The organism is Candidatus Enterococcus ikei, assembly GCF_017316105.1.
Classification (GTDB): domain Bacteria; phylum Bacillota; class Bacilli; order Lactobacillales; family Enterococcaceae; genus Enterococcus_L; species Enterococcus_L ikei.
Genome location: NZ_JAFLWD010000008.1, coordinates 118,773 through 141,421 on the forward strand (window position 1 = coordinate 118,773; position 22,649 = coordinate 141,421).

The following is a 22,649-nucleotide window of genomic DNA, read 5'->3' on the forward strand; positions in this document are numbered from 1 at the left end:
ATGAAATCATGGAAAAAGCTTTGCATACTAGGAACAACTTTATTCGCAACTGTAGGTGTAATGGCAGCATGTTCTTCGGGAAATAAAGAAAGCGCTTCAGATGAACTGACATTTTGGTATATGGGTGATGGTGATCAAGGAATCAAGCCAATTGTTGATGCATTTACGAAGGAATCAGGAATCAAAGTCAAGATCCAAAGTATTCCGTGGTCTACTTCAAGAGATAAGCTATTAACGGCAGTTGCTTCTAAAGAGGGTCCTGATGTTGTTCAAATGGGTACAACTTATATGAGTGAATTTGTGGATGCGGGCGCATTATTGGATATAACGGATGACGTAAAGAAAAATGATGTCATGAAATCAGATAACTTTTTCGATGGCTCTGTAGCAACAACTCAATTTGACGGACAAACGTATGCTGTGCCTTGGTACACAGAAACTCGTGGCTTGTATTATAGAAAAGATTTATTAGAAAGTGTTGGTTTTAAAGAAGCACCTAAAACATGGGATGAATTAGCCGAGGCTGCAAAAAAATTAGCAGCTCGTGGAGAGAATAAATATGGATTTGGTGTGGAACTGAAAGAACCAACATTTGGCTTTATGTTTGCTCGTCAAAATGGCTCAAAATTATTTGATAAAGATAATAAGCCACTTTTCAATCAACCAGAAATGGTCGATGCCTTAAAATTCTTAGATAAACTTGTTCAGGATGGTTCAGCTCCTAAAACGGATTTAGGGTTAGAAATCGGTCAAAGCTTTGGTGGTGAAGGTGTTGTACCAATGTTCATTAGCGGACCTTGGATGATCAACAGCATTAAAGATTCTGCTCCTGATATTGATGGAAAATGGGGCGTTGCTGAATTACCGAAAGGACCTGTAAACAATATGTCTGTTACTGGCGGTGCAAACTTGGCAGTCTTTAGTAGTTCTAAGAAAAAAGATGACGGAATGAAATTGATCGAATATCTTTCAAAACCCGAAAATCAAACAAAATTCTTTGAAAGTACGAATTCACTTCCAACCAATAAAGAATCATGGAATTCTGAGGTCTTTAAAAATGATCCATTAATTTCAGTATTTGGAAAACAATTAAATGAATCACAACCGATGCCATTATTAAAACAATGGGATGAAATTTCTCAAAACTTCATGAAACAATGGGAACAAGTTGTTGTTAGTGGAAAAAATCTACAAGATGCAATGGATGAATTAAATGAACAAACGGAAACATTGATCAAGTAATAGTTATAAGAAAAAGGGAATAAAAGCTCTGAACATATTGTTTATCTTAAATTTCGTGAACAATAGATTCGAACCTAGCTTTTATTCCTTTTAATCTTACATAAGGAGGAAAGAAAAAAATGAAAAAAACAAAATCGCCTTATTTTTTTATCGCTCCAGCTGTGGCGTTATTACTTATTTTTTCGATCATTCCGATTTTTATCGCAGTGACAATCAGTTTTACAGATATGAGTTTAGCTGGTTTAGCGGATTTTTCTCGGATAAATTTTGTCGGTTTTGATAATTACTTAAATATATTTCAGGACAAGGTTTTCGGACAAGCGATGTTTAATACGGCATATTATGTCGTTATCGGTGTGCCGCTAGTTATTATTTCTTCATTAGCGTTAGCTATTATGATCAATTTTGGTGAGAATAAGTTTTTCTCATTCATGCGTTTAGTATTCTATAGTCCTTCGATCACGAATACCGTGGCAGTTTCTGTTGTCTGGATGTATTTATATAATCCAACAATCGGCTTGTTAAACCATTTATTATCCTATCTAAATCTTGGGCCGATTATGTGGTTAACAGATCCTAGCACATCAAAACTTTCACTGATCATTATAGCTGTCTGGAAAGCAATCGGTTTGAATATGTTGATCTTCTTAGCGGCGATCCAAGGCATTCCAAAAGAATATTATGAAGCAGCAGAAATCGATGGTGCCAATAAATGGCAACAAATTTTAAAGATTACGATTCCGTTACTGAAATTTTCGATTTTCTTTGTAACCGTAACAACCTTGATCGGTTGGTTCCAATTCTTCGATGAACCATTCGTTATGACCAAAGGTGGACCGTTAGATAGTACCTTATCCGTTGCCTTATTTATTTACCAAAGAGGCTTCCAATACAATAAATTTGGTTATGCAGCAGCAGGATCTGTGATTTTATTTATTGCGATTATTATCGTGACAAGTATCCAAATGAGAATCCAAACAAAACAAAAAGAAAATGAAGGATAAAAGGAGAGAACGACATGAATTCACATAAAAATGCGCAAATGAGCTTCAAGCTTTTTATAGGTATCCTCTTAGGCGTTCTGGGTGTTATGACCTTTTTCCCGTTTTTATGGATGATTTTTTCTTCATTCAAAACGAATGCAGAGATCAATCAGATCGTTCCTAGTTTATTACCAAAAGAAGCAACATTCGATAATTTTAAAGAACTGTTTTTTAGATTAAACTTTGGGACATATCTTAAAAATACATTGATCATTACGGCTTGTTCGTTTATTGGCTTGTTATTAAATGCTATGGCAGGTTATGGTTTTGCTAAGTTTGATTTTAAAGGGAAAAATGGTCTTTTTCTGATGGTTTTAGCAACAATGATGATTCCAGGTCAAGTAACGATGATTCCTGTGTATTTATTATTGAACTCCGTTGGTTTGACGAATACATTGATTGGGATTGTCTTGCCAGGATTAGCAGGGGCATTCGGGATTTTTCTATTCCGACAATTTATGAATACTATCTCAAATGAAATGCTTGAAGCAGCAAGACTTGATGGAGCCAGTGAATGGTATATCTTTTTCAAGATTATCTTACCAGTCAGTCGCCCGATTTTAGCTGTTCAAGGGATTTTAACTTTTATCGGCGGGTGGAATTCATTCTTATGGCCATTGATCATTGCCAATGATGAAAAATATTATACCTTGTCTGTAGGTTTACAACTATTACAAGGACAACATGGGTCAAATTATGCCTTACAAATGGCAGGAGCGACCTTTATGGTTATTCCAATTTTGATTGTCTTCTCGATTTTCCAAAAATATATTTTACAAGGATTTAACGTTTCCGGAATAAAATAATCACCAAGAATAAAAATTTGAATCTTCCCCAAAATATAAAAAGAAAAGGTGAATAAATATGGAGCAAAAGCAATTAATAGATTTACTGGAACAAATGACATTAGATGAAAAAGTAGGACAATTACTTCAATTAGCCGCAGAATTTTATTCTGAAAAGGCAGAAGAAAAAACAGGACCGATGACGGATCTGGGTTTGACACATGAAGATATTAATAATGCTGGAACAACACTTGGAATTTCAGGTGCTAAAGAGGCTATCCGTGTACAAAAAGCCTATATGGAGAACAACCGATTAGGCATACCGACGATTTTAATGGCGGATATTATACATGGTTTCCGCACGATTTTCCCGATTCCACTTGGTTTAGGCAGTTCATGGGATGTGGAAGCAGCCAAAAAAGTGGCAGAAGTTTCTGCAAAAGAAGCAGCAGTATCTGGGTTGCATGTGACATTTTCACCAATGGTCGACTTGGTTCGTGATCCTCGTTGGGGTCGTGTGATGGAATCAACTGGGGAAGATCCCTTTTTAAATAGTCGTTTTGCAGAAGCATTTGTTAAAGGGTACCAAGGGGATAATCTGAAAAATGATTTCTTCCGTGTAGCTGCTTGTGTTAAACACTTTGCGGCATATGGCGCGGCAATTGGCGGTCGCGATTATAACACAGTCAATATGTCTGAGAGACAATTACGAGATAGCTATTTACCTGGTTATAAAGCAGCACTTGATGCAGGGGCCAAATTAGTTATGACGTCATTCAACACAGTAGATGGTGTTCCAGCAACAGGAAACAAGTGGTTGTTTAGAGATGTTTTGAGAAAAGAGTTTGGTTTCGATGGTGTGGTCATTTCCGACTGGGGCGCAGTGATCGAATTGATTCCTCATGGTGTGGCAGAAGATAAAAAACAAGCCGCAGAACTTGCTATCAAAGCTGGTGTAGATATTGAAATGATGACGACTTGCTATACAGAAAACTTGAAGGAATTAATAGAAGAAAACGTCGTTGATGAAGCAATACTAGATGAAGCCGTTTTACGAATTCTCACATTGAAAAATGACTTAGGCTTATTTGAAAACCCACATAGAGGCGCAGATGTTGCTTTAGAAAAAGAAGTCGTTTTATCAAAAGAGCATCGTGATATTGCAAGAGATATTGCGAGAAAATCAATTGTTTTATTAAAAAATGAGAATATTTTACCATTATCGAAACAAGAGAAAGTTGCAATCATAGGACCTGCTGCGGATTCTCATGATGTAATCGGTGTTTGGTCTTGGCAAGGTAAAAAAGACGAAGCAATTTCTTTAGCGCAAGGTGTTGATCAACTTGAGGCAGAGTATGTGATTGGAAAAGAAGCGTTCGACTATTTTAAACCAAGTCAAGCTGCAATCGATGAAGCTGTTGCTTTAGCCAAAGAAGCAGATAAAGTTGTCTTAGCTCTTGGTGAAGAAGAATGGATGAGTGGTGAAGCATCAAGCCGCAGTGATATCCGGTTACCTCAAGCTCAATTAGACTTATTTAAAGCTGTTCAAGCAGTAAATGACAATATTATTGTGACACTTTACAATGGTCGTCCGCTAGATTTACAAGGAATCGACTCCGCGAAAGCAATTGTTGAAGCATGGTTCCCTGGGACAGAGGGCGGCGCAGCATTAGCTGATATTCTTTATGGAGAGTATAATCCAAGTGCTCGTTTAAGCATGTCATTCCCAGAAACAGTGGGACAAGTACCTGTTTATTACAACTACGATAATACAGGTAGACCTTATAAACCTGGTAATGAAAAATATGTAAGTAAATATTTAGACGTTTCAAATTTTGCAAAATATCCATTTGGTTATGGTTTAAGCTACAGCGAATTTACTTACACTGACTTTAAACTAAGCTCAGATGAATTAAAATCTGGTGAAACAATAACTGCTTCTATTACTGTAGAAAACCAATCAGATATTTCTGGTCAAGAAACGGTTCAATTATATATATGTGATCAAATCGGTGAAGTTGTTCGCCCAGTGAAAGAATTAAAAGGCTTTGAAAAAGTTGATCTACAAGCACACGAGAAAAAGACGGTTCAATTTACAATCACTGAAGAATTTTTACGTTATGTTCATAGTGATCAGAGTTATGCCAGTGACGCAGGAACATTTGACTTAATGATCGGATCAAATAGTAGGGATGTACAAACAAAAACGTTCAAATTATTGAAATAGATAGGAAGAGTGAGATGACGGATCAAAAAAGAAGAATTGAAAAGGGTGGAACAACCGTCTCGTTTTTAGAGACTGGAGATCTTTACGAATTTCTACACGGAAATATAATGATTAACCAACTGCATGGAAATGCGTTAGATGGCAGTTGTAATCAACTATATTTAAGAGTCTATGATGAAGAAGGGATTCAATCGGCACCGATGGTCGGTTCGAATTCAGCTAGTCATTTTCATATTAGCAAAGAACAAGCAACGTGGGTCGGCAGCTTTTCAGGCGTAACCTACAGAGTTGATTTTCAAATAGCAGAGTCAGGTATTTGGTTTTGGCAAGTGACATTGACGGGAGCTAAACAAAAAGTAGATGTCATTTATGGTCAAGATATCGGTAATGCAACTAAAGGTGCTGTTCGCTCAAATGAAGCGTACATGTCTCAATACGTGGATCATCATGTGGCAAAAGAAAATGGAACAATCATTATTTCTTCTCGTCAAAATCAACCACAAGAAGGGAATTTCCCAGTGATTGAGCAAGGTAGTTTAAATCCATTGGTTGGGTTTTCGACAGATGGGTATCAATTTTTCGGTCGTGATTATAAAGAAACAAATCGGGCTTATGCTTTGGATCAAGCATTTTTAGCAAATGAAGTGTACCAATACGAATTTGCCTACATCGCTTTACAAACAGAAAGATACGATGTTGGTGAGCATGAAACGAAAATATTTTTTTATGGAGCACCAATAAAAAATCAAGAAACAGTGATTGAAAAACCACTTATTTCAACAACAGATATCAAAAAAAATTACGACTCATTGAAAATAGATAAGGAATCTGAAAAAGGAAAATACATTAAGAAAAACCTTGGAGAACCAATCACAGGACAAACATTAACCGATCAAGAACGCAACGAATTATTTCCAATTCAAAATCAAATTGAAACGATTGATGATAAAGTAGTTTCTTTCTTTACTACCGATTATCATCATGTAGTTTTGAAAGAAAAAGAAGTGGTTATGGAAAGAGCGCACGGACATATTCTTTTAAGCGGAACAGAGCTAAGTGTGGATCATCCTTTATTAAGTACGACTGTTTATATGTATGGTTTATTTAATTCACAAATCGTTTTAGGTAATACATCAATGAACAAATTAATGAGTAACAGCCGTAACGGATTAAATATCATGAAACAATCTGGACAAAGAATCTATATCAAAGATGGCAAAAAATGGCGGATTTTGACAATGCCTTCTGCATTTGAGATGGGATTAAACTCTAGCACATGGTATTATAAATTAGAGAATGATATAATTACAGTGAGAACGTTTACGCTTTGTGATACAAAAGAAATACGTACAGAAGTGACAAGCCAACAAGGGTTGAAGTATACGTTTGCGCTAACTAATCAATTAGTGATGAATGCAGATGAGGAAGATCCTGCTTATGAAATAACGAAAGCAAATGAATTAGTCACTGTAAAAGCGTCAACGAATTCTGTTATCCATGAAGAGTATCCAGATTTAACCTATTACTTTTCTCTAGATAAACCTTTTGATTTAACAGATGAACGCCTATTTTTATCTGATGGATCACAAGAAGTTTTAACGGTTTTTGTGATTGAAGAACAAGCGGTGTTTTCTATGCATATCCAAGGAAGTTTGACAGGAGAGGCATTTAAGGAAGTAAATACCTTATATAAAACAGAAAACAATCAATATTTGAGCTTTATCAATGGGCTTTTGAATAACTTTCAGCTAGCTCATGAAACTGAAATGGTCGAATCAATGAATATTTTATCACGTTGGTACACCCATAATATGCTTGTTCACTATCTTTCTCCGCACGGTTTAGAGCAATATGGCGGAGCAGCTTGGGGAACAAGAGATGTCTCGCAAGGACCAACAGAATTTTTCTTTGCAGTCAATCGACCAGAAGTTGTGCGCTCGATCATTAAAAGTGTTTATGCTAATCAATTTGAAGATGATGGAAATTGGCCGCAGTGGTTTATGTTTGATCGTTATGAAAAACAAAAAGCTGATGAAAGCCATGGTGATGTGATTGTCTGGCCAATGAAAATTGTGGCTGATTATTTAGCAAAAACAAAAGACTTCGGGATTTTAAATGAAGAAATTCCTTATACTGATCGTACAACATTCTTAAAAACAACTGAAACCACTACATTATTTGATCATGTAAAAAAAGAGATTCAGTTTATTGAAGACAACTTTTTAGAGGGAACGTATTTATCTTGCTACAGTGATGGCGATTGGGATGATACGTTACAACCGTATGATAATAAATTAAAAAAATATATGGCGAGTAGTTGGACGGTTGCTTTGACGTATCAAGTAGTCAATAAATTAGCTGGTTTATTGTCAGAAGTTGATGCGAATTACGGCGAGCATTTACATGAGTTAGCTGTAAATATCAAAAAAGACTTTGAAAAATACATTTTATCTACTGAAACAATTCCAGGATTTGTTTATATGGAAGATACCGACCATGTCGAATTTATGATACATCCAGCTGACAAAAAAACAGGAATCCAATATCGTTTATTGCCGATGACACGTACTATGATCGCTGAATTATTGACAGCAGAACAAGTGGAGCATCACTATGAGATTATAAAAAAACACTTGCAATTTCCTGATGGGGTTCGTTTGATGAATCGACCAGCAACTTATAATGGTGGCGTAAGCACAAACTTTAAGCGTGCTGAACAATCGGCTAATTTTGGTCGTGAAATTGGGTTGCAGTACGTTCATGCTCATATCCGTTTTACCGAAGCGATGGCGAAATTAGGTAAGTCAGATGAAACATGGCGTGCGTTGAATATTATTAACCCGATTCAAATAAAAGAGCATGTCAAAAATGCTGAAATTCGCCAGGCCAATGTCTATTTTAGTAGCTCAGATGGTGATTTTAAAACAAGATACGATGCCCAAGAAAATTTTGACAAACTAAAAGATGGTAGTGTTGGCGTCAAAGGCGGCTGGCGTATTTATTCTAGCGGACCAGGAATTTATATGAACCAGCTATTAACGAATGTATTGGGGATTCGAGAAGACAAACAAAATGTGACCCTAGATCCTGTCTTACCTAAAGAATTAGACGGATTGACAATGATTTATCAAATAGCCGGTAAAGATGTGCGGATTGCTTTTCATATAGGGAGTTCTAAAGAAGCTGTTTTAGCTAATGGAACAGAACTGGCTACGCAACGAGAACAAAATCCATATCGACCAGGCGGCTATATTGTTTCATTAAAAGAACTTACGAGTTGCTTAGATAAAAAAGAAAACCAACTAGATATTTTTTGTTAGGAGATGAGCGTTCATGGTAGGAATCAAAGAAATTGCAAAAAAAGCAGGGGTATCGATTTCAACTGTTTCTTATGCGTTAAACGGCAGTCCAAAAGTCACTGAAGCAACTCGGGCAAGAATTCAAGCGATTGCAGAGGAATTGGACTATGTTCCTAACATGGCTGCTCGAACCTTAAAAAGGCAACAAACCAATATAATTGGTGTTTATCTTGCCGATTATGGAGGTAGTTTTTACGGTGAGTTATTGGATGGTATAAAAAAAGGCTTAGAAGCTCAAAACTTTGAAATGATTGTTTGCAGCGGGAGTAAATCACATTTATTTATTCCCGAGCGAATGATCGATGGTGCAATTGTTTTGGATTGGACATTTAAAAATAATGAAATCGAGCAATACGCTGATCGAGGACATTTTTTAGTGATTTTAGATCGTTTAATCACACATAAAAATGTACGTAAAATTTTACTCGATAATAAAGGCGGCGCCACTTTAGCTATTGAAAAAGCTGTAGCATGTCAAACGGAAAAACTATTTTTAGTTTCGGGACCCCAAAAAAGTTACGATGGTCAAGAACGATTAAATGCTAGTATCAAAGAATTGGAACGGTTTGCTATTGACTATGAGATTATTTCAGGAGATTTCACAGAACCATCGGGATATCGAGCAGCGAAGGAAATCATGGAAAAAGATCCGACTTTTCCTGTAGATATTTTTGCATTGAATGATGAAATGGCCATTGGGATTTATAAATATTTTAAAGAAACGTCATACGAAATTGGGAAAGAAATTCGCGTGATTGGTTTTGATAATATTGATATTAGCGCTTTTGTTCACCCACGATTGGCGACGATTTCTTATTCTAAACACCGTTGGGGGATGTTGGCTGCTGAAAAGATCATTCAATTAATTGCCGGGGAAGAAACAGACGATGATCATATTTATACTAGCTTTATTGATGGACCGTCATTTTCTGAAAGGAATGGATAAGAATGGCGCTTGCACGAATGAGCTTTCGATCACAGATATTAGAAAAGGCAACTCATGTGAATGTTTATTTGCCTGAGGAGATGACACGTGATTCTCCAGTGCTCTATTTACTTCATGGCTATTCAGATGATTGTAATGCTTGGCTAGATGCGACGAGTTTAGCACGTTTTGCAGAGGAATATCCTTTTGTGATCATCATGCCTCAAGTAGAGGTTAGTTATTATACTAATATGGTCTTTGGAGCTGATTACTGGGATTATTTGACGTTAGAATTACCGCAGAAGATCCATGAATGGTTTGGTTTGTCAGCTTCTTCGGATAAAACGTTCGTTGCTGGTTTATCAATGGGTGGTTATGGTGCGTTTAAATGGGCAATGACGTATCCTGACAAAATAAGAGCAGCTGCTTCCATATCTGGAGCATTGGATGTTGTGTCTTTGTGGGAACGAGATAGTGGAAGAAATGAAACATTTAAACTTATCTTTGGGGACGTATCAAGATTAGCTCAAAGTTCGAATAATCTGTTTCAACTATTTTCTGCAAATTTAGGTAAAATATCTGCGCCACATTTTCTACAAATTTGTGGAACAGAGGATTTTCTTTATCAGGATAATCAGACCTTCCGAAGCAAAGCAGAAGGGTCACTTATTCATTATGTTTATGAAGAGCGTGAAGGTGCGCATACATGGGATTTTTGGAATCAAGAAATTCAACGTGTGTTAGCTTATTTTGAGAAATTAATTGTATAAATTTACATGGCAAGTTAACTTGGATATAGATAGTCAGACAAAACGGATAGTTAGTTTTGTCTGGCTTTCTTTTTTGTGTGTATAGAATATTTTTAAACAGTTGTAAAATAAAGTGTTTTAATTTAAACTATTATCGAAGAGGTGATCAGAATGGTTTCTAATCAAGATGGTTTGGCAGAAAAAATTTATACACTTAGTATCTTACAGCAAAATTATGTGGTAGCACGATTAAAATCATTGCAGTTAAATAGTTTGCAAGCACGTAGTCTTACTTATATTTTTCTTCACCCGGCTACAATACAGCGAGATATTGCAGATTATTTAGGTAAAAAGCAGGCAACGGTCACGAATATTTTAAAAGGTTTAGAATACAGGAATCTTGTATATCGTGAAATTCCCAAAAATAATGAACGACAGAAAAATATTTTTCTGACGACTGAAGGTAAGCAGTTAGTAGGTCAAGTGAATCTTATTTTTGAACAGCTCAATGAAAAAATTTGTAAGGGATTGACGAAAGAAGAGCAACAACAGCTGAAAGAGAATCTTACGAAAGCTGAAGAGTATTTTGAGAGAAATTAGGAGGTTTTTTTATGATAACTGAAAAAAAGTTTGGCAATGGAGAAAATGTTTGGATCAATATCAACTCTGATCAAGTTGCAACGGATTCCGATTTATATAAGCAATATGGTCTAGATAGTGAAATTATCTCTTATGCATTAGATAAAAATGAACGTGCGCGTATTGAATATGATAATGAACTAGATGCGTTTATTCTGATCTACAATGTTCCACAAAATAAAAAGAACAACAATCACTACGAAGCTGTACCAATGACATTTTTAATTAAAAATAAACAATTATTAACGATCACAAATAATGAAAATACCTATATTATTGAGTATATGGAAAAATATTTACAAAACAATTCAGATATTTCTGTTTTTAAATTCTTGTTTTCGAGTTTATTTTTAATTACAGATAAATTTTTTCCTGTGATTGAAGAGATGAATAAAGAGCGAAATCATATTAATAATATGCTGAAAGAGAAAACGACTAAGACGAATTTATTAGCTTTATCTGATGTAGAAACTAGTGTTGCCTATTTTATATCAGCGACAAAACAAAACGCAGTTTTATTAGAACAAATAAAAACCAATGTGATTTTCCAATCGTTGAATGAGGTTGAAAAAGAGCAGTGGGAAGATACGTTGATTGAGGCTAGACAGTTAGTTGAAATGGCTCAATTAACAGCGCAAGTTTTACAGCAATTATCGGGTACCTATAATAATATTTTAAATAATAATTTGAATGACACGATGAAAATTTTGACAGTTCTTTCAATTTTGTTAACAATTCCAACGATTGTAACTGGTTTTTTTGGAATGAATATGCCTTTACCTTTAGAACATAACCTTTTAGGCTGGGTAATCGCAATAGGTATTAGCTTGATTGGATGGTTTGGTTTATCATTTATTTTACGCTTGATCCTAAAGTGAAAGATTCATGTCCTATATATTAGTGCTGGAAGGAACAATTTTCAGCACTTTTTTGTGTTTTTTAAAATTTTGCTAAGAGGAATCTGCTTATCTATGTCCAAGTGATTTTTAGACTGATTCATTAAAAATCTTAAAGGAAAACACTTGACTTATAGTTCACTCTAATTGATATAGTTTTATCATAAAAGCGATTAGAAAGGACGGATCAATTTATGAAAGAAAGAAAACTTGGTGAAAATGGTTTAGTGACATCAGAAATAGGATTTGGTTGTATGGGTTTGAATTATCATCGAGGTCCAGTAAAAGACAAAAACGAAATGATCGATGTTATTCATACAGCGATTGATGCAGGAATCAAAATGTTTGATACGGCTGAAGTATATGGTCCGTATACGAATGAAGAATTGGTTGGAGAAGCATTAGCTGGAAAAAGAAAACAAGTGCAAATTGCAACAAAAGGCGGATTCAAAATCGATGGATTAAAAAATGAACCAGATAGTAGCCCAAAAACGATTATCTCAGCTGTAGAAGGCTCGTTAAAACGTTTAAAAACGGATTATATTGATTTGTATTATATCCACCGAATTGATCCAAACACGCCAATCGAAGAAGTTGCGCTAACGATTCAAAAACTCAAACAGGAAGGGAAAATTTTACATTGGGGATTATCTGAAGCAGGGGCACAAACAATTCGCAAAGCTCATGTAGTGGAACCATTAGCCGCAGTTGAAAGTGAATATTCGATTTGGTGGCGGGAAGTTGAAGAAGAAGTTTTTCCTGTTTTAGAAGAGCTGGGAATTGGTTTGGTTTCATATAGCCCATTGGGAAGGGGATACCTTACTGGAAAGTTGGATAAAAATACCCATTTTAGTGAAAATGATAATCGGGGTGAATTGCCGAGATTCACCCAAGAAGCTATGAGTGCGAATCAAGTCTTACTTGATTTTATGAAGGAAATTGCAGATGCGAAAGGTGTCACAACTGCACAACTTGCGATTGCTTGGATACTTGATCAAAAACCATGGATCGTTCCAATTCCAGGAACAACGAAAAAGGAACGGATTTTGGAAAATATTGAAGCTGCAAATATAGTATTTAGTCCTGACGAAAAAACAATGATTGAATGCGCGTTGCAACAAATTCAAATTGTTGGTGATAGATATCCAGAGACAGAAAGAAAACGTACAGGTCGTTAGAACTTACTTTTGCTTAAAAACTTTAAATGAAAAAGTACAAATGATCCATTCAAAAAAAGTTTTTTCATCCGTTCAGATTCAATGCCGCGAAAAAGAAAAAGTCTTTTTCTTCGGAAATTTATAATACTTAAATAAAAAAGACTTTTTTGGAAAAGTGTGTTTAAACCTGAAACATTTAAGCTCTATTTAAGGTTAGGCTAATATGATTAATTCAACCCTAATAAACCAATTTTTTCATTTCCCTCTTTCTTGCCTATCTCTAACGAGATAGGCTTTTTCGTATTCTGGCTAAGAAAAAGTGTATCACTTTATTAGTAATACATTTTAGATAGTTTTATAATAAATAGTTGAGAGTAAGAAGTATCAGCTATTGCAAGAAAGACTAATTGTAGGGGGAGAAATATGGAGAAAGAATGGATCAAAATAAAAAACGCAACCCAAAATAACTTGAAAAACGTGACAACTCAAATCCCAAAACATAAATTAACCGTGGTGACAGGAGTTTCTGGTTCTGGAAAATCTTCTTTGATTTTTGATACGCTAGCTGCTGAATCACGCAGAGAATTGAATGATACTTTTCCAAGCTTTCTACAAAAATACTTACCTAAATATGGTAGACCAATTGTTGAAAGTATAGAAAATTTACCTGTTGCGATTGTAATCGAACAAAAGAAATTATCTTCCAATTCTCGGTCAACAGTGGGAACGTATACTGATATCTATACTTTTTTACGTTTACTTTTTTCAAGGGTAGGAGAACCATTTGTTGGCTATTCAGATACTTTTTCGTTCAATCATCCTGATGGGAAATGTCCTGAGTGTGATGGTATTGGAACCGTGACAACTATTGATGTTCATGAATTAGTCGATTTTAATAAATCTTTAAATGAAGGTCCGATAGACTTTCCGACTTTTCATGCGGGATTTTGGCGTTGGAAACGTTATGCAGACAGCGGTCTATTTGATTTGGATAAGAAAATAAAAGACTATACGAAAGAGGAGTTAGAATTATTTTTGTATGCACCACAACAAAAATTAAAAAATCCACCAGAAAAATGGCCCCATACTGCATTATTTGAAGGCTTGATCCCTCGGATGAGAAGGAGTATTCTACAATCAGATGAAGGAAAAAGACACCAAAAGCAATTAGATCGTTTTATAACTGTCGAAACTTGTTCGGCATGTCGTGGTACTCGGGTAAACGAGCGAGTGAGAAGCTGTAAAATTTCAGGTAAAAGTATTGCTGATGTCGTGATGTTTTCACTGGATGAATTAACTTCTTTTATTGAAAAGATCGATGCCCCTTTGGCGGTAGATATCAAACCTGAAATTCAAAAACGCTTGGAGGCTTTAATTGAAATCGGCTTAAGCTATTTGACTTTAGGAAGATCGACTGGAAGTCTTTCTGGCGGTGAAGCACAGCGGATCAGAATTTCTAAATACATCAATAGCGCATTGAATGATATGATGTATATTTTAGATGAACCGAGCGCTGGCTTACATCCTAAAGACATCGACCGTATCAATAATGCGTTGCTTGCTTTAAAAGATAAAGGAAACACCGTGGTTTTAGTAGAACATAATCCGCAACTGATTCGCTGTGCAGATTATATTCTTGATATGGGGCCAGGTGCTGGAGAAGGTGGCGGGGAACTTCAATTTGCTGGCGATTATGCTGAATTTCTTCAGTCTAAAACTATAACGAGCAAAGCTTTACAGACTGAAATCCCAATTAAAAAAAATCCGCGTAAACCAAAAAGTTTTTTAGAGATAAAAAACGCTACTCTCCATAATTTAAAAGACTTTTCTGTAGAAATTCCTCTAGGTGTAATGACCGTTATTTGTGGAGTTGCAGGATCGGGCAAATCTTCATTGGGAGAAATCATTCGTCAAACTGCTGTTGAAGAAAATCATGAGATCGTAGCAATTTCACAAAAAAGTATTGGAATCAATTTACGTTCAACTCCATTAACATATTTGGATATCTTCAGGAAAATCCGTGAATTATTTGCCAAACAAAATGGTGTAAGTGCTGCTTTATTTAGCTATAATTCAAAGGGAGCCTGTCCAAGATGTCGCGGCAAAGGTGTAATCGTTTCTGATATGGCTTTCATGGAAGATATCGTGACTACTTGTGAAGTCTGTCATGGTACACGATATGATCCTGAAGTATTGAAATACACGTATAAAGACAAAACGATTGTGGATGTTTTGGAAATGACGGTGAATGAGAGTAGTCAATTTTTTTTAGATCAATCCTTTAAGCAAGAATTGTTGACTCTGTTGGAAGTTGGGTTAGGTTATTTACGGTTGAATCAATCGTTAACAACACTTTCTGGTGGAGAATTGCAGCGATTAAAATTAGCAAATCAGCTTCATAAAAAAGGAACGATTTACTTATTGGATGAACCAACAGATGGGCTACATTTAGCTGATATCGATCAATTATTGACACTTTTTAAGCAAATGGTGGATGAAAACAGTAGCTTAATTCTCTTAGAACATCATTTAAGTATGATCAAACAGGCAGATTGGATCATTGAGATTGGACCAGAAGGTGGTACAAAAGGCGGGAAATTAATGTTTAGTGGAACACCTGAAGAGTTAGCAAATTCAGGTGACTTGATTACTAAACCCTATTTGTAAATCCTCCTCTTGCAGTTCGATGACTTTTCATGGATAATGAGTAACTGAGTCAAAAAAATCGAAAACTATTTAGATAACGAAGATGACAAATAAGTTTACACCAAAAGCATGCAAGTCATTTTGATCAATAAAATAGAAGAATGGGGAAACAATGAGTAAAATAAATTTCAATACCTATCCACTAAGTGAGGTAATCTTAAATGCTATTTCAGATTTAGGCTACGAAACACCCACACCAGTCCAACAAGCGGTTATTCCAGCTGTTTTGAAGGGAAAAGATGTTTTAGTGCAGTCTCAAACAGGGAGCGGAAAGACAGCTAGTTTTGCTATTCCACTTTGCGAAAAGGTAGATTGGGCCGAAAATAAACCACAAGTTCTTGTTCTAGAACCAACCAGAGAACTTGCTCAACAAGTACAAGAAGACATCATCAATATAGGACGATACAAACGAATAAAAGCTACAGCAGTCTATGGTAAAGCTTCATTTGTTAAACAAAAATCAGAACTAAAACAAAAAAGCCATATCGTAGTAGGAACACCAGGCCGTGTGTTGGATCATATCATAAAAGGAACACTTCCTCTTGAAAAAATTAATTGTTTAGTTATTGATGAAGCAGATGAAATGCTGAATATGGGATTTATTGATCAGGTTAAAGAGATCATTGCTGCATTGTCAGAAGCTAAAAATACGCTTTTATTTTCTGCAACGATGCCCAAAACAATCGAACAAATGAGTCGTTCCTATTTAAATGAACCAACTATAGTAAAAATCGAAGCAACTGAAAAAACAACGCCTAAGATTCAACATGCTTTTTTAGATGTAACACAAGACAATAAATTAGCAGCACTAGAAGCGGTAACAATCGTTGAAAATCCAGACACATGTATTATTTTTGGCAATACACAAGAGATGGTCAATGATACATTCGATTTCTTAGTCAACGCAGAATATCCAGTTGGAAAATTACATGGCGGGATGATGCAGGAAGATCGTTTTGAAGTAATGGATGCTTTTAGAAAAGGAAAGTTTCGTTACCTTGTAGCGACAGATGTTGCTGCTCGAGGTATCGATATTGAAAATATCACTCACGTCATTAATCTAGACGTACCGTTTGAAAAAGAAAGCTATGTTCACCGGGTTGGCCGAACGGGTCGTGCAGGTAAAGAAGGTTTTGCACTGACATTTGTCACACCAAAAGAAGAGACTTTAAAAAGAGAAATCGAGGCTTTTGCTGAGCTGACAATGACAAGAATCACTTTACCAAATGCTAAACTAGTTGCTAGAAGTAAACCCGCTTTTGAGAAAAAAATTACAACGAAGCAAAAACAAAAGCATCAAAAAGCCAAGCGAGTAAATGAAGAAATCACAAAAGTTTATTTTAATGGCGGTAAGAAAAAGAAATTACGTGCACTTGATTTTGTGGGAACTATTTCAAAAATTGAAGGAATCAACTCGGAAGATATTGGTATTATCACCATTCAAGAAAATGTGACGTATGTTGATATTTTAAATGGAAAAGGTCAACTGGTTATTCAAGCGATGAAAGAAAGAACAATCAAAGGCAAACAATTGAAAGTACATGTAGCAAGAAAAAAATAAGTTAAAAAGGAACATAACTCAGAGAAATTTAGAGTTATGTTCTTTATTTTAGCTTGCGTATGAATAGAAACTTCAATTTCATTTAGGGAAAAAATAAGTACTTTTACAAGATTCTAATTTTTGTTTAAGAAGTGAATAACAAGCGGAAAATCAATGGTTAAAAGAGGTAGAATGAAAGAACACAGTTCTTTAGAAGACGAGGTATAAACCCAGACTTTTAAATAGAAAGCTACACAAAAACTCAACTTGGAGATAAGCAAAAATGAAAAAAATAAAAGACATAATTAATAGTCGTAATCTCTCAACAACTAAAAATCGAAAACGAGTTGGCGTAATTGTTTTATTTTTGGCCATTTTGATTTTCTTGTTATTTACAATTCGATTCTCATATATTCTGATTACAGGTAAGGTTGCAGGAACCTCTCTTTCTGAAAAGACAAAAGATCTGTATGAAGTTCATGAAACGTTGGAAGCCAAAAGAGGATCGATTTTCGATAAAAATGGCAATGTATTAGTCGAGGATTCAAGTGCATTTTCTCTATATGCAATTTTAGATAAAAATTACACTGATTTAGAAGGTAAAAAACTATATGTTCAAGAAAAAGATTGGGCATCGATTGCTGAAATCTTTGAAAAATATGTAAAAATAGATAAAGACATGACATTAAAACAATTAAAACCTAGTGTCAATGAAGAAGGAGAATCCGTTACTACGGTTGAATTTGGAACGAATGGTAAGAATTTGAATTTTGAAACAAAAAGAAACATTCAAGAAGAGCTGGACAAGAAAAAAATTTCCGGTATTTATTTTAGAGAAGAGAAAAAACGTGCGTACCAAGTAGGCAATTTTGCCTCTTATTTTATTGGATATACTCAGCAAAATGACAAAGGCGACGAAAAGGGCGTTATGGGCATTGAAGAAGCCTATGATGACAAACTATCTGGTAAAAAAGGTTCTAGAAGCTATGAAAAAAACTCTGCTTTAGGTGATGTAAAACCTGGCAGTGTGAAAGAGAAAAAAAAGGTTGATGGAAGTGATATTTACACCACGCTGGATAGTAATTTACAATTTTATTTGGAAGAGTTATTAGACGATGCTGTAACAAAATATCAGCCTGAACATATAACGGCTACCTTGATGGAAGCAAAAACTGGAAATATTTTGGCAACTTCTCAACGCCCATCATTTGAATTAGATACAAAAAAAGGCTTAGATGATCCTAATACTGCTCGATGGAGTAATATTCTTGTAGAAGATGTCTATGAACCAGGCTCAACAATGAAAAGTATGATGGTTGCAAGTGCAATTGAAGAAAATAAATTCAATGAAACTGAACAGTTTGCCTCTGGAAGTATCAAAATTGATGATACCAAGATCAGTGATTGGAATAACGGTGTTGGCGATGGTAATATGACATTTAGGCAAGGATTAGCTTGGTCAAGTAATGTAGGAATGGTGACACTTCAAGAACGAATGCCTGATTTGTGGCAAGAATATCTTAAAAAGTTTGGTTTTGGTCAAAGCACAAATTTTGGTTTAGCAGGTGAAGCAGCTGGAGAGATTCAGAATAAGACAACGGTAGACAGAGCAATGACCGCATACGGACAAGGTATCTCTGTTACCAACTTACAAATGCTTCAGGCATACACTGCAATTGCTAATGGCGGACAAATGCTAAAACCGAATATTATCAGTAAAATTGTTTCTTCAAATGGTGAAGAAACAATGATCCAACCAGAAACTGTAGGAACACCCATCTCCAGCGAAACTGCTAAAAAAGTCTTGGAATATATGAAAGATGTTACAGTAGATCCGAGATACGGGATGGGAAAAGAATATGCAATAGAAGGATTAAATGTCTCTGCTAAAACTGGGACAGCAGAGTTCTTTGAGAATGGTAGCTACCAAACACAAGAGTATTTACATTCGGTAGTCACGATCACACCAACTGAAAACCCTGAGTATATTTTTTATATGACTCTTAAAAAGCCTGTATTGAATGGTGTTTCAGCAAATACGATTATTTCTGAGGTATCGAATAACTTAGTTAAACGAGCAATGGTTGCTCGTGATTAAAAAAGAAGACAAGACAAACACAGCTCATTTGAAAATAAGCTATGTTTGCCTTGTTTTTTTATTTGCTTTTAAAGGGTGATGCAAAACTGTTTTCTAGTTTTGTTTCGTCCTCTTTAATGTTTCTAGGAATTCTTCGTCAGGGGTAACATAAATCGTTTTTTGATTTTCATAAATAACATATCCAGGTTTAGCACCATTAGGTTTGTGCACGTGTTTTACTTGAACATAATCAACAGGAACTTGGGCAGATAAACGATATTTTGAATAATAAGCGGCAAGTTTTGCTGCTTCCAATAATGTTTCCTCAGATGGATCGGTATTCTTGATGATGACGTGAGAGCCTGGAATATCTTTTGCATGTAGCCAAATATCTGTTTTTTTCGCTGTTCTAAGAGTCAGCTGATCATTTTGCAGATTATTGCGGCCTACGAGAATCAAGCTGCCGTCGCTAGCGTAAAATTCTTCTGGTTTACTTTTCTTAGGCTGTTTTTGTTTTTTAGCACCGCGTTTTTTGACATAGCCTTGTTCGATCAATTCTTCACGAATGATCTCGATATCCATCGGACCTGCAATTTCTAATTGCGATAAGACAGATTCTAAGTAGCTGATTTCTTGATTCGCTTGTTCAATTTGACCATAAACGACTTTTACAGCATTTTTTAATTTTTGATATTTTTGAAAATACTTTTGAGCATTTTGGTTAGGAGTAAGTGCTGGATTTAATTTTATTTTTAATAACTGATCTTCTTCGTAATAATTCGGCAACTCAACAAATTCAGCGCCTTTTGGAACCTGAGCCATAAAGGTTGTCAAGAGTTCACCATCACGACGATAGTTTTCAGCGTGTTCTGTATCAGCTAATGTTTGTTGAAGCTTTACGACCTTACTTTGATTTCGTTTTAATTCATTTTCGATTTTATGGATCAGTTCGCCACCTTGTTGTTTGACGCGGTCTTTTTCAGCTTTTCCACCATAAAAGACATCGAGCAATTCACTTAGCGTTTCAAAAGTTTGTTGTTTTCCATCTAGTGAAACAAAAGGAAGGGGAGTGAAAAACTCTTTTTTCTCAGTCGTTGTTAAGGTTGGGCTAGTTTGTGTTTCAAGTGAAGCCCAAAATGTTTGCCAGACAGGCATTTTTTCATTGGGTTGTTCATTTAAACGAAATGCTAATTCATCAGCTGTGTCTTTGCCTAAACCTTGAAATTGACTTTGTAAATATTTTCCATTGATTTCACTAGTTTTTGAAAGGAGCTCGAAGACTTTTTCTTTACTAGCTAAGAATGGATTTTGTTGCTCTTGTTTTGGCGGATCAATATATTCAACGCCAGGTAGTAAAGAACGGTAACTATTTTGGGAACTGCCGATATGTTTGATAGCATCTAAAATCTTGCCGTTTTCTTTGTTCATCAAAACAATCGTACTGTGTCTGCCCATCAATTCAACGATCAAAATGATATTTTGTAAATCACCGAGTTCGTCTCTTTTGGTGAAAGTAAAATGGATCACCCGGTCATTATCTACTTGATGAATTTGTTCCAAAATCGCTCCTTCAAGAAACTTACGTAGCATCATGACAAAGTTTGGCGGTGTGTCTGGATTGGCATAAGCGATATCGGTCAGTTGAACCCGAGCATAGCTTGGGTGAGCTGATAAAAGTAATTTATGATTTTTCCCTTTCGTACGGATAACTAAAATAATTTCATTGTCATAAGGCTGGTGAATTTTTGAAATTCGGCCTGTGACTAACGCTTCAGACAATTCTGAGACCATTGTATGAGTAAATACGCCATCAAATGACATAAACATCCCTCAATTCTATATACATAATAGTACTATTATAACGGAGTTCTTTTTATTTATAAAGGAAGTGGAAAATAAAAGTTAAAGAATGTGAAATTGATGAATCTATTTGGTAGAGGAAAGGTGTATTAATTTTATTTGTTTAACAGGAAATTCTGGGACTTTTGAAACCAATTTAGAAATTGCTAAAGCGGGTGCAGATATTTTATTACTGCCAGCAGTTGGTACGAGTCAAGAACGTGCGAACAAAGAAACGATTCGTAGAATGCGACACATAATCAACTACATGGCACGTTCGGTGAACCGATAAAAAAACAAGAAGCGAGAGCATAACTCCGCTTCTTGTTTTTTTATGCATCTTTCCAAACCGATTTAGCAGTATCGATTACTAATCGTACTTTAGCCCATTGTTCCTCTTCTGTTAAATGATTGCCTTCTTCGGTGGAAGCAAATCCACATTGAGGAGAAAGACACAGGTTTTCTAGTGGTATATATGTGCTTGCTTCTGTAATCCGTTTTATTAAACTATCTTCTGATTCCAACGTAGGAAATTTGGAAGTTACTAAACCAAGAACGACTTTTTTAGTTGGGCCACTTTTATAGATTTGTGCTAATGGTTCAAATCCGCCGGAGCGTTCATCGTCATACTCTAAGAAATAACCATCAATAGTCAATTGTGCTAAGTAAGCAGCTACATGGTCATATGGACCTGCAATAGCCCAGTCAGATTTATAGTTTCCACGACAGACATGCATTGTGACTGTTAAGTCATCAGGAAGCCCCGCTAGAAGCTGATTGATAATCGTAACACCGGCATCACAATGACGTTGCCATTGCAGTATTTCTTGTTCCGTTTTTGCATTTTCGATAAATCCTGTATACATCCCCCAAGAAGTATCGTCTAATTGAAGGTAACGGCAACCTAAATCATAAAATTTTAGAATAGTTTTTTGATAAGCTTCAACCAAATCATCAATAAAGGCTGTTTCATCTTGGTAATTTTCAGAAATAAACGTACTGCTGCTTTTCCGATTAAATAATAAAGTCGGGGAAGGAATGGATGCTTTGGAAATAATTCCTTTTGGCGTATGCTCTTTTAAAAAAGCAAAGGACTCAAAAAAGGGATGATTCGGATTAAAAGAAACGTCACCAGTAATTTCATAAGAGGCAGCTCTTGTTTTGACTTTGTTAAATTGATAACCGTCATCAGGGGTTGTTTGTGTGACACCATTTAAGCCCCAAAGAAAGTCTAAATGCCACCAACTACGGCGAAATTCACCATCAGTCACGGCTTTTAATCCTACTTGAACTTGTTTGTTGATCAGCTCGATAATTGCTTGGTCTTCAACGAGTTTTAATTCTTCTGCTGAAATTGTTTTATTTTCAAACTGTTTTCTAGCTTCTTTTAATCTTTCAGGTCGTAAGAAACTACCTACCTGATCGTAGCGAAATGGAACTTCTTTAATCAATGTCATGTTGTTGC

General features: G+C 35.6%; 16 protein-coding genes. 14 read left to right on the forward strand and 2 right to left on the reverse strand.

The window, feature by feature from the left end:
- From JZO69_RS03740 to JZO69_RS03800, 13 genes are all read left to right on the forward strand, one after another.
- Complete coding sequence (locus JZO69_RS03740; RefSeq protein ID WP_207111553.1) at positions 1-1,242, forward strand: sugar ABC transporter substrate-binding protein; 1,242 nt, start codon at positions 1-3, stop codon at positions 1,240-1,242.
- 119 nt (positions 1,243-1,361) lie between these two features.
- Positions 1,362-2,246: a carbohydrate ABC transporter permease gene (locus tag JZO69_RS03745; RefSeq protein ID WP_207111554.1), complete on the forward strand. Its 885-nt coding sequence runs from the start codon at positions 1,362-1,364 to the stop codon at positions 2,244-2,246.
- A 14-nt stretch (positions 2,247-2,260) separates the two neighbouring features.
- Positions 2,261-3,091 carry a carbohydrate ABC transporter permease gene (locus JZO69_RS03750; RefSeq protein ID WP_207111555.1) on the forward strand — a complete coding sequence of 277 codons (831 nt, stop codon included), beginning with the start codon at positions 2,261-2,263 and terminating at the stop codon, positions 3,089-3,091.
- Positions 3,092-3,149: 58 nt separating this feature from the next.
- Entirely contained in the window at positions 3,150-5,297 is a 2,148-nt protein-coding gene (gene bglX / locus JZO69_RS03755) for a beta-glucosidase BglX (protein ID WP_207111556.1), read from the forward strand.
- A 14-nt stretch (positions 5,298-5,311) separates the two neighbouring features.
- Positions 5,312-8,617 (forward strand): GH36-type glycosyl hydrolase domain-containing protein, encoded by a 3,306-nt coding sequence (locus JZO69_RS03760; protein WP_207111557.1) that lies wholly within the window; start codon positions 5,312-5,314, stop codon positions 8,615-8,617.
- Positions 8,618-8,630: 13 nt separating this feature from the next.
- On the forward strand, positions 8,631-9,602 hold the full coding sequence (locus tag JZO69_RS03765) for a LacI family DNA-binding transcriptional regulator (protein WP_207111558.1): 972 nt from the start codon (positions 8,631-8,633) through the stop codon (positions 9,600-9,602).
- Between the two features lie 2 nt (positions 9,603-9,604).
- Positions 9,605-10,351, forward strand: a complete 747-nt coding sequence (locus JZO69_RS03770; RefSeq protein ID WP_207111559.1) for an alpha/beta hydrolase — start codon at positions 9,605-9,607, stop codon at positions 10,349-10,351.
- Positions 10,352-10,501: 150 nt separating this feature from the next.
- Positions 10,502-10,930, forward strand: a complete 429-nt coding sequence (locus JZO69_RS03775) for a MarR family winged helix-turn-helix transcriptional regulator (protein ID WP_207111560.1) — start codon at positions 10,502-10,504, stop codon at positions 10,928-10,930.
- Positions 10,931-10,941: 11 nt separating this feature from the next.
- Positions 10,942-11,847 (forward strand): magnesium transporter CorA family protein, encoded by a 906-nt coding sequence (locus tag JZO69_RS03780; RefSeq protein ID WP_207111561.1) that lies wholly within the window; start codon positions 10,942-10,944, stop codon positions 11,845-11,847.
- Positions 11,848-12,059: 212 nt separating this feature from the next.
- Entirely contained in the window at positions 12,060-13,043 is a 984-nt protein-coding gene (locus tag JZO69_RS03785; protein WP_207111562.1) for an aldo/keto reductase, read from the forward strand.
- A 402-nt stretch (positions 13,044-13,445) separates the two neighbouring features.
- On the forward strand, positions 13,446-15,689 hold the full coding sequence (locus tag JZO69_RS03790) for an ATP-binding cassette domain-containing protein (protein WP_207111563.1): 2,244 nt from the start codon (positions 13,446-13,448) through the stop codon (positions 15,687-15,689).
- 151 nt (positions 15,690-15,840) lie between these two features.
- A complete protein-coding gene (locus JZO69_RS03795) occupies positions 15,841-17,289 on the forward strand; it encodes a DEAD/DEAH box helicase (RefSeq protein ID WP_207111564.1) in 1,449 nt (482 codons plus the stop codon).
- Between the two features lie 262 nt (positions 17,290-17,551).
- Positions 17,552-19,366, forward strand: coding sequence for a penicillin-binding transpeptidase domain-containing protein (locus tag JZO69_RS03800; protein ID WP_207111565.1), 1,815 nt, complete (start codon positions 17,552-17,554; stop codon positions 19,364-19,366).
- Between the two features lie 93 nt (positions 19,367-19,459).
- On the opposite strand, the gene efbA is transcribed toward JZO69_RS03800, so the two are convergent.
- Entirely contained in the window at positions 19,460-21,166 is a 1,707-nt protein-coding gene (gene efbA / locus JZO69_RS03805; protein ID WP_207111566.1) for a fibronectin-binding protein EfbA, read from the reverse strand.
- A gap of 109 nt (positions 21,167-21,275) precedes the next feature.
- On the opposite strand from efbA, the gene JZO69_RS03810 reads away from it, so the two are divergent.
- On the forward strand, positions 21,276-21,476 hold the full coding sequence (locus tag JZO69_RS03810) for a hypothetical protein (RefSeq protein WP_242586522.1): 201 nt from the start codon (positions 21,276-21,278) through the stop codon (positions 21,474-21,476).
- Positions 21,477-21,516: 40 nt separating this feature from the next.
- On the opposite strand, the gene JZO69_RS03815 is transcribed toward JZO69_RS03810, so the two are convergent.
- Positions 21,517-22,641: a 5-methyltetrahydropteroyltriglutamate--homocysteine S-methyltransferase gene (locus JZO69_RS03815; protein WP_207111567.1), complete on the reverse strand. Its 1,125-nt coding sequence runs from the start codon at positions 22,639-22,641 to the stop codon at positions 21,517-21,519.
- Positions 22,642-22,649: the final 8 nt, after the last annotated feature.

What these genes read in the sequence shown, in the direction of transcription:
- JZO69_RS03740 (WP_207111553.1), top strand. Translation starts at nt 1, where the DNA reads ATGAAATCATGGAAAAAGCTTTGCATACTAGGAACAACTTTATTCGCA.
- JZO69_RS03745 (WP_207111554.1), top strand. Translation starts at nt 1,362, where the DNA reads ATGAAAAAAACAAAATCGCCTTATTTTTTTATCGCTCCAGCTGTGGCG.
- JZO69_RS03750 (WP_207111555.1), top strand. Translation starts at nt 2,261, where the DNA reads ATGAATTCACATAAAAATGCGCAAATGAGCTTCAAGCTTTTTATAGGT.
- bglX (WP_207111556.1), top strand. Translation starts at nt 3,150, where the DNA reads ATGGAGCAAAAGCAATTAATAGATTTACTGGAACAAATGACATTAGAT.
- JZO69_RS03760 (WP_207111557.1), top strand. Translation starts at nt 5,312, where the DNA reads ATGACGGATCAAAAAAGAAGAATTGAAAAGGGTGGAACAACCGTCTCG.
- JZO69_RS03765 (WP_207111558.1), top strand. Translation starts at nt 8,631, where the DNA reads ATGGTAGGAATCAAAGAAATTGCAAAAAAAGCAGGGGTATCGATTTCA.
- JZO69_RS03770 (WP_207111559.1), top strand. Translation starts at nt 9,605, where the DNA reads ATGGCGCTTGCACGAATGAGCTTTCGATCACAGATATTAGAAAAGGCA.
- JZO69_RS03775 (WP_207111560.1), top strand. Translation starts at nt 10,502, where the DNA reads ATGGTTTCTAATCAAGATGGTTTGGCAGAAAAAATTTATACACTTAGT.
- JZO69_RS03780 (WP_207111561.1), top strand. Translation starts at nt 10,942, where the DNA reads ATGATAACTGAAAAAAAGTTTGGCAATGGAGAAAATGTTTGGATCAAT.
- JZO69_RS03785 (WP_207111562.1), top strand. Translation starts at nt 12,060, where the DNA reads ATGAAAGAAAGAAAACTTGGTGAAAATGGTTTAGTGACATCAGAAATA.
- JZO69_RS03790 (WP_207111563.1), top strand. Translation starts at nt 13,446, where the DNA reads ATGGAGAAAGAATGGATCAAAATAAAAAACGCAACCCAAAATAACTTG.
- JZO69_RS03795 (WP_207111564.1), top strand. Translation starts at nt 15,841, where the DNA reads ATGAGTAAAATAAATTTCAATACCTATCCACTAAGTGAGGTAATCTTA.
- JZO69_RS03800 (WP_207111565.1), top strand. Translation starts at nt 17,552, where the DNA reads ATGAAAAAAATAAAAGACATAATTAATAGTCGTAATCTCTCAACAACT.
- efbA (WP_207111566.1), bottom strand. Translation starts at nt 21,166, where the DNA reads ATGTCATTTGATGGCGTATTTACTCATACAATGGTCTCAGAATTGTCT.
- JZO69_RS03815 (WP_207111567.1), bottom strand. Translation starts at nt 22,641, where the DNA reads ATGACATTGATTAAAGAAGTTCCATTTCGCTACGATCAGGTAGGTAGT.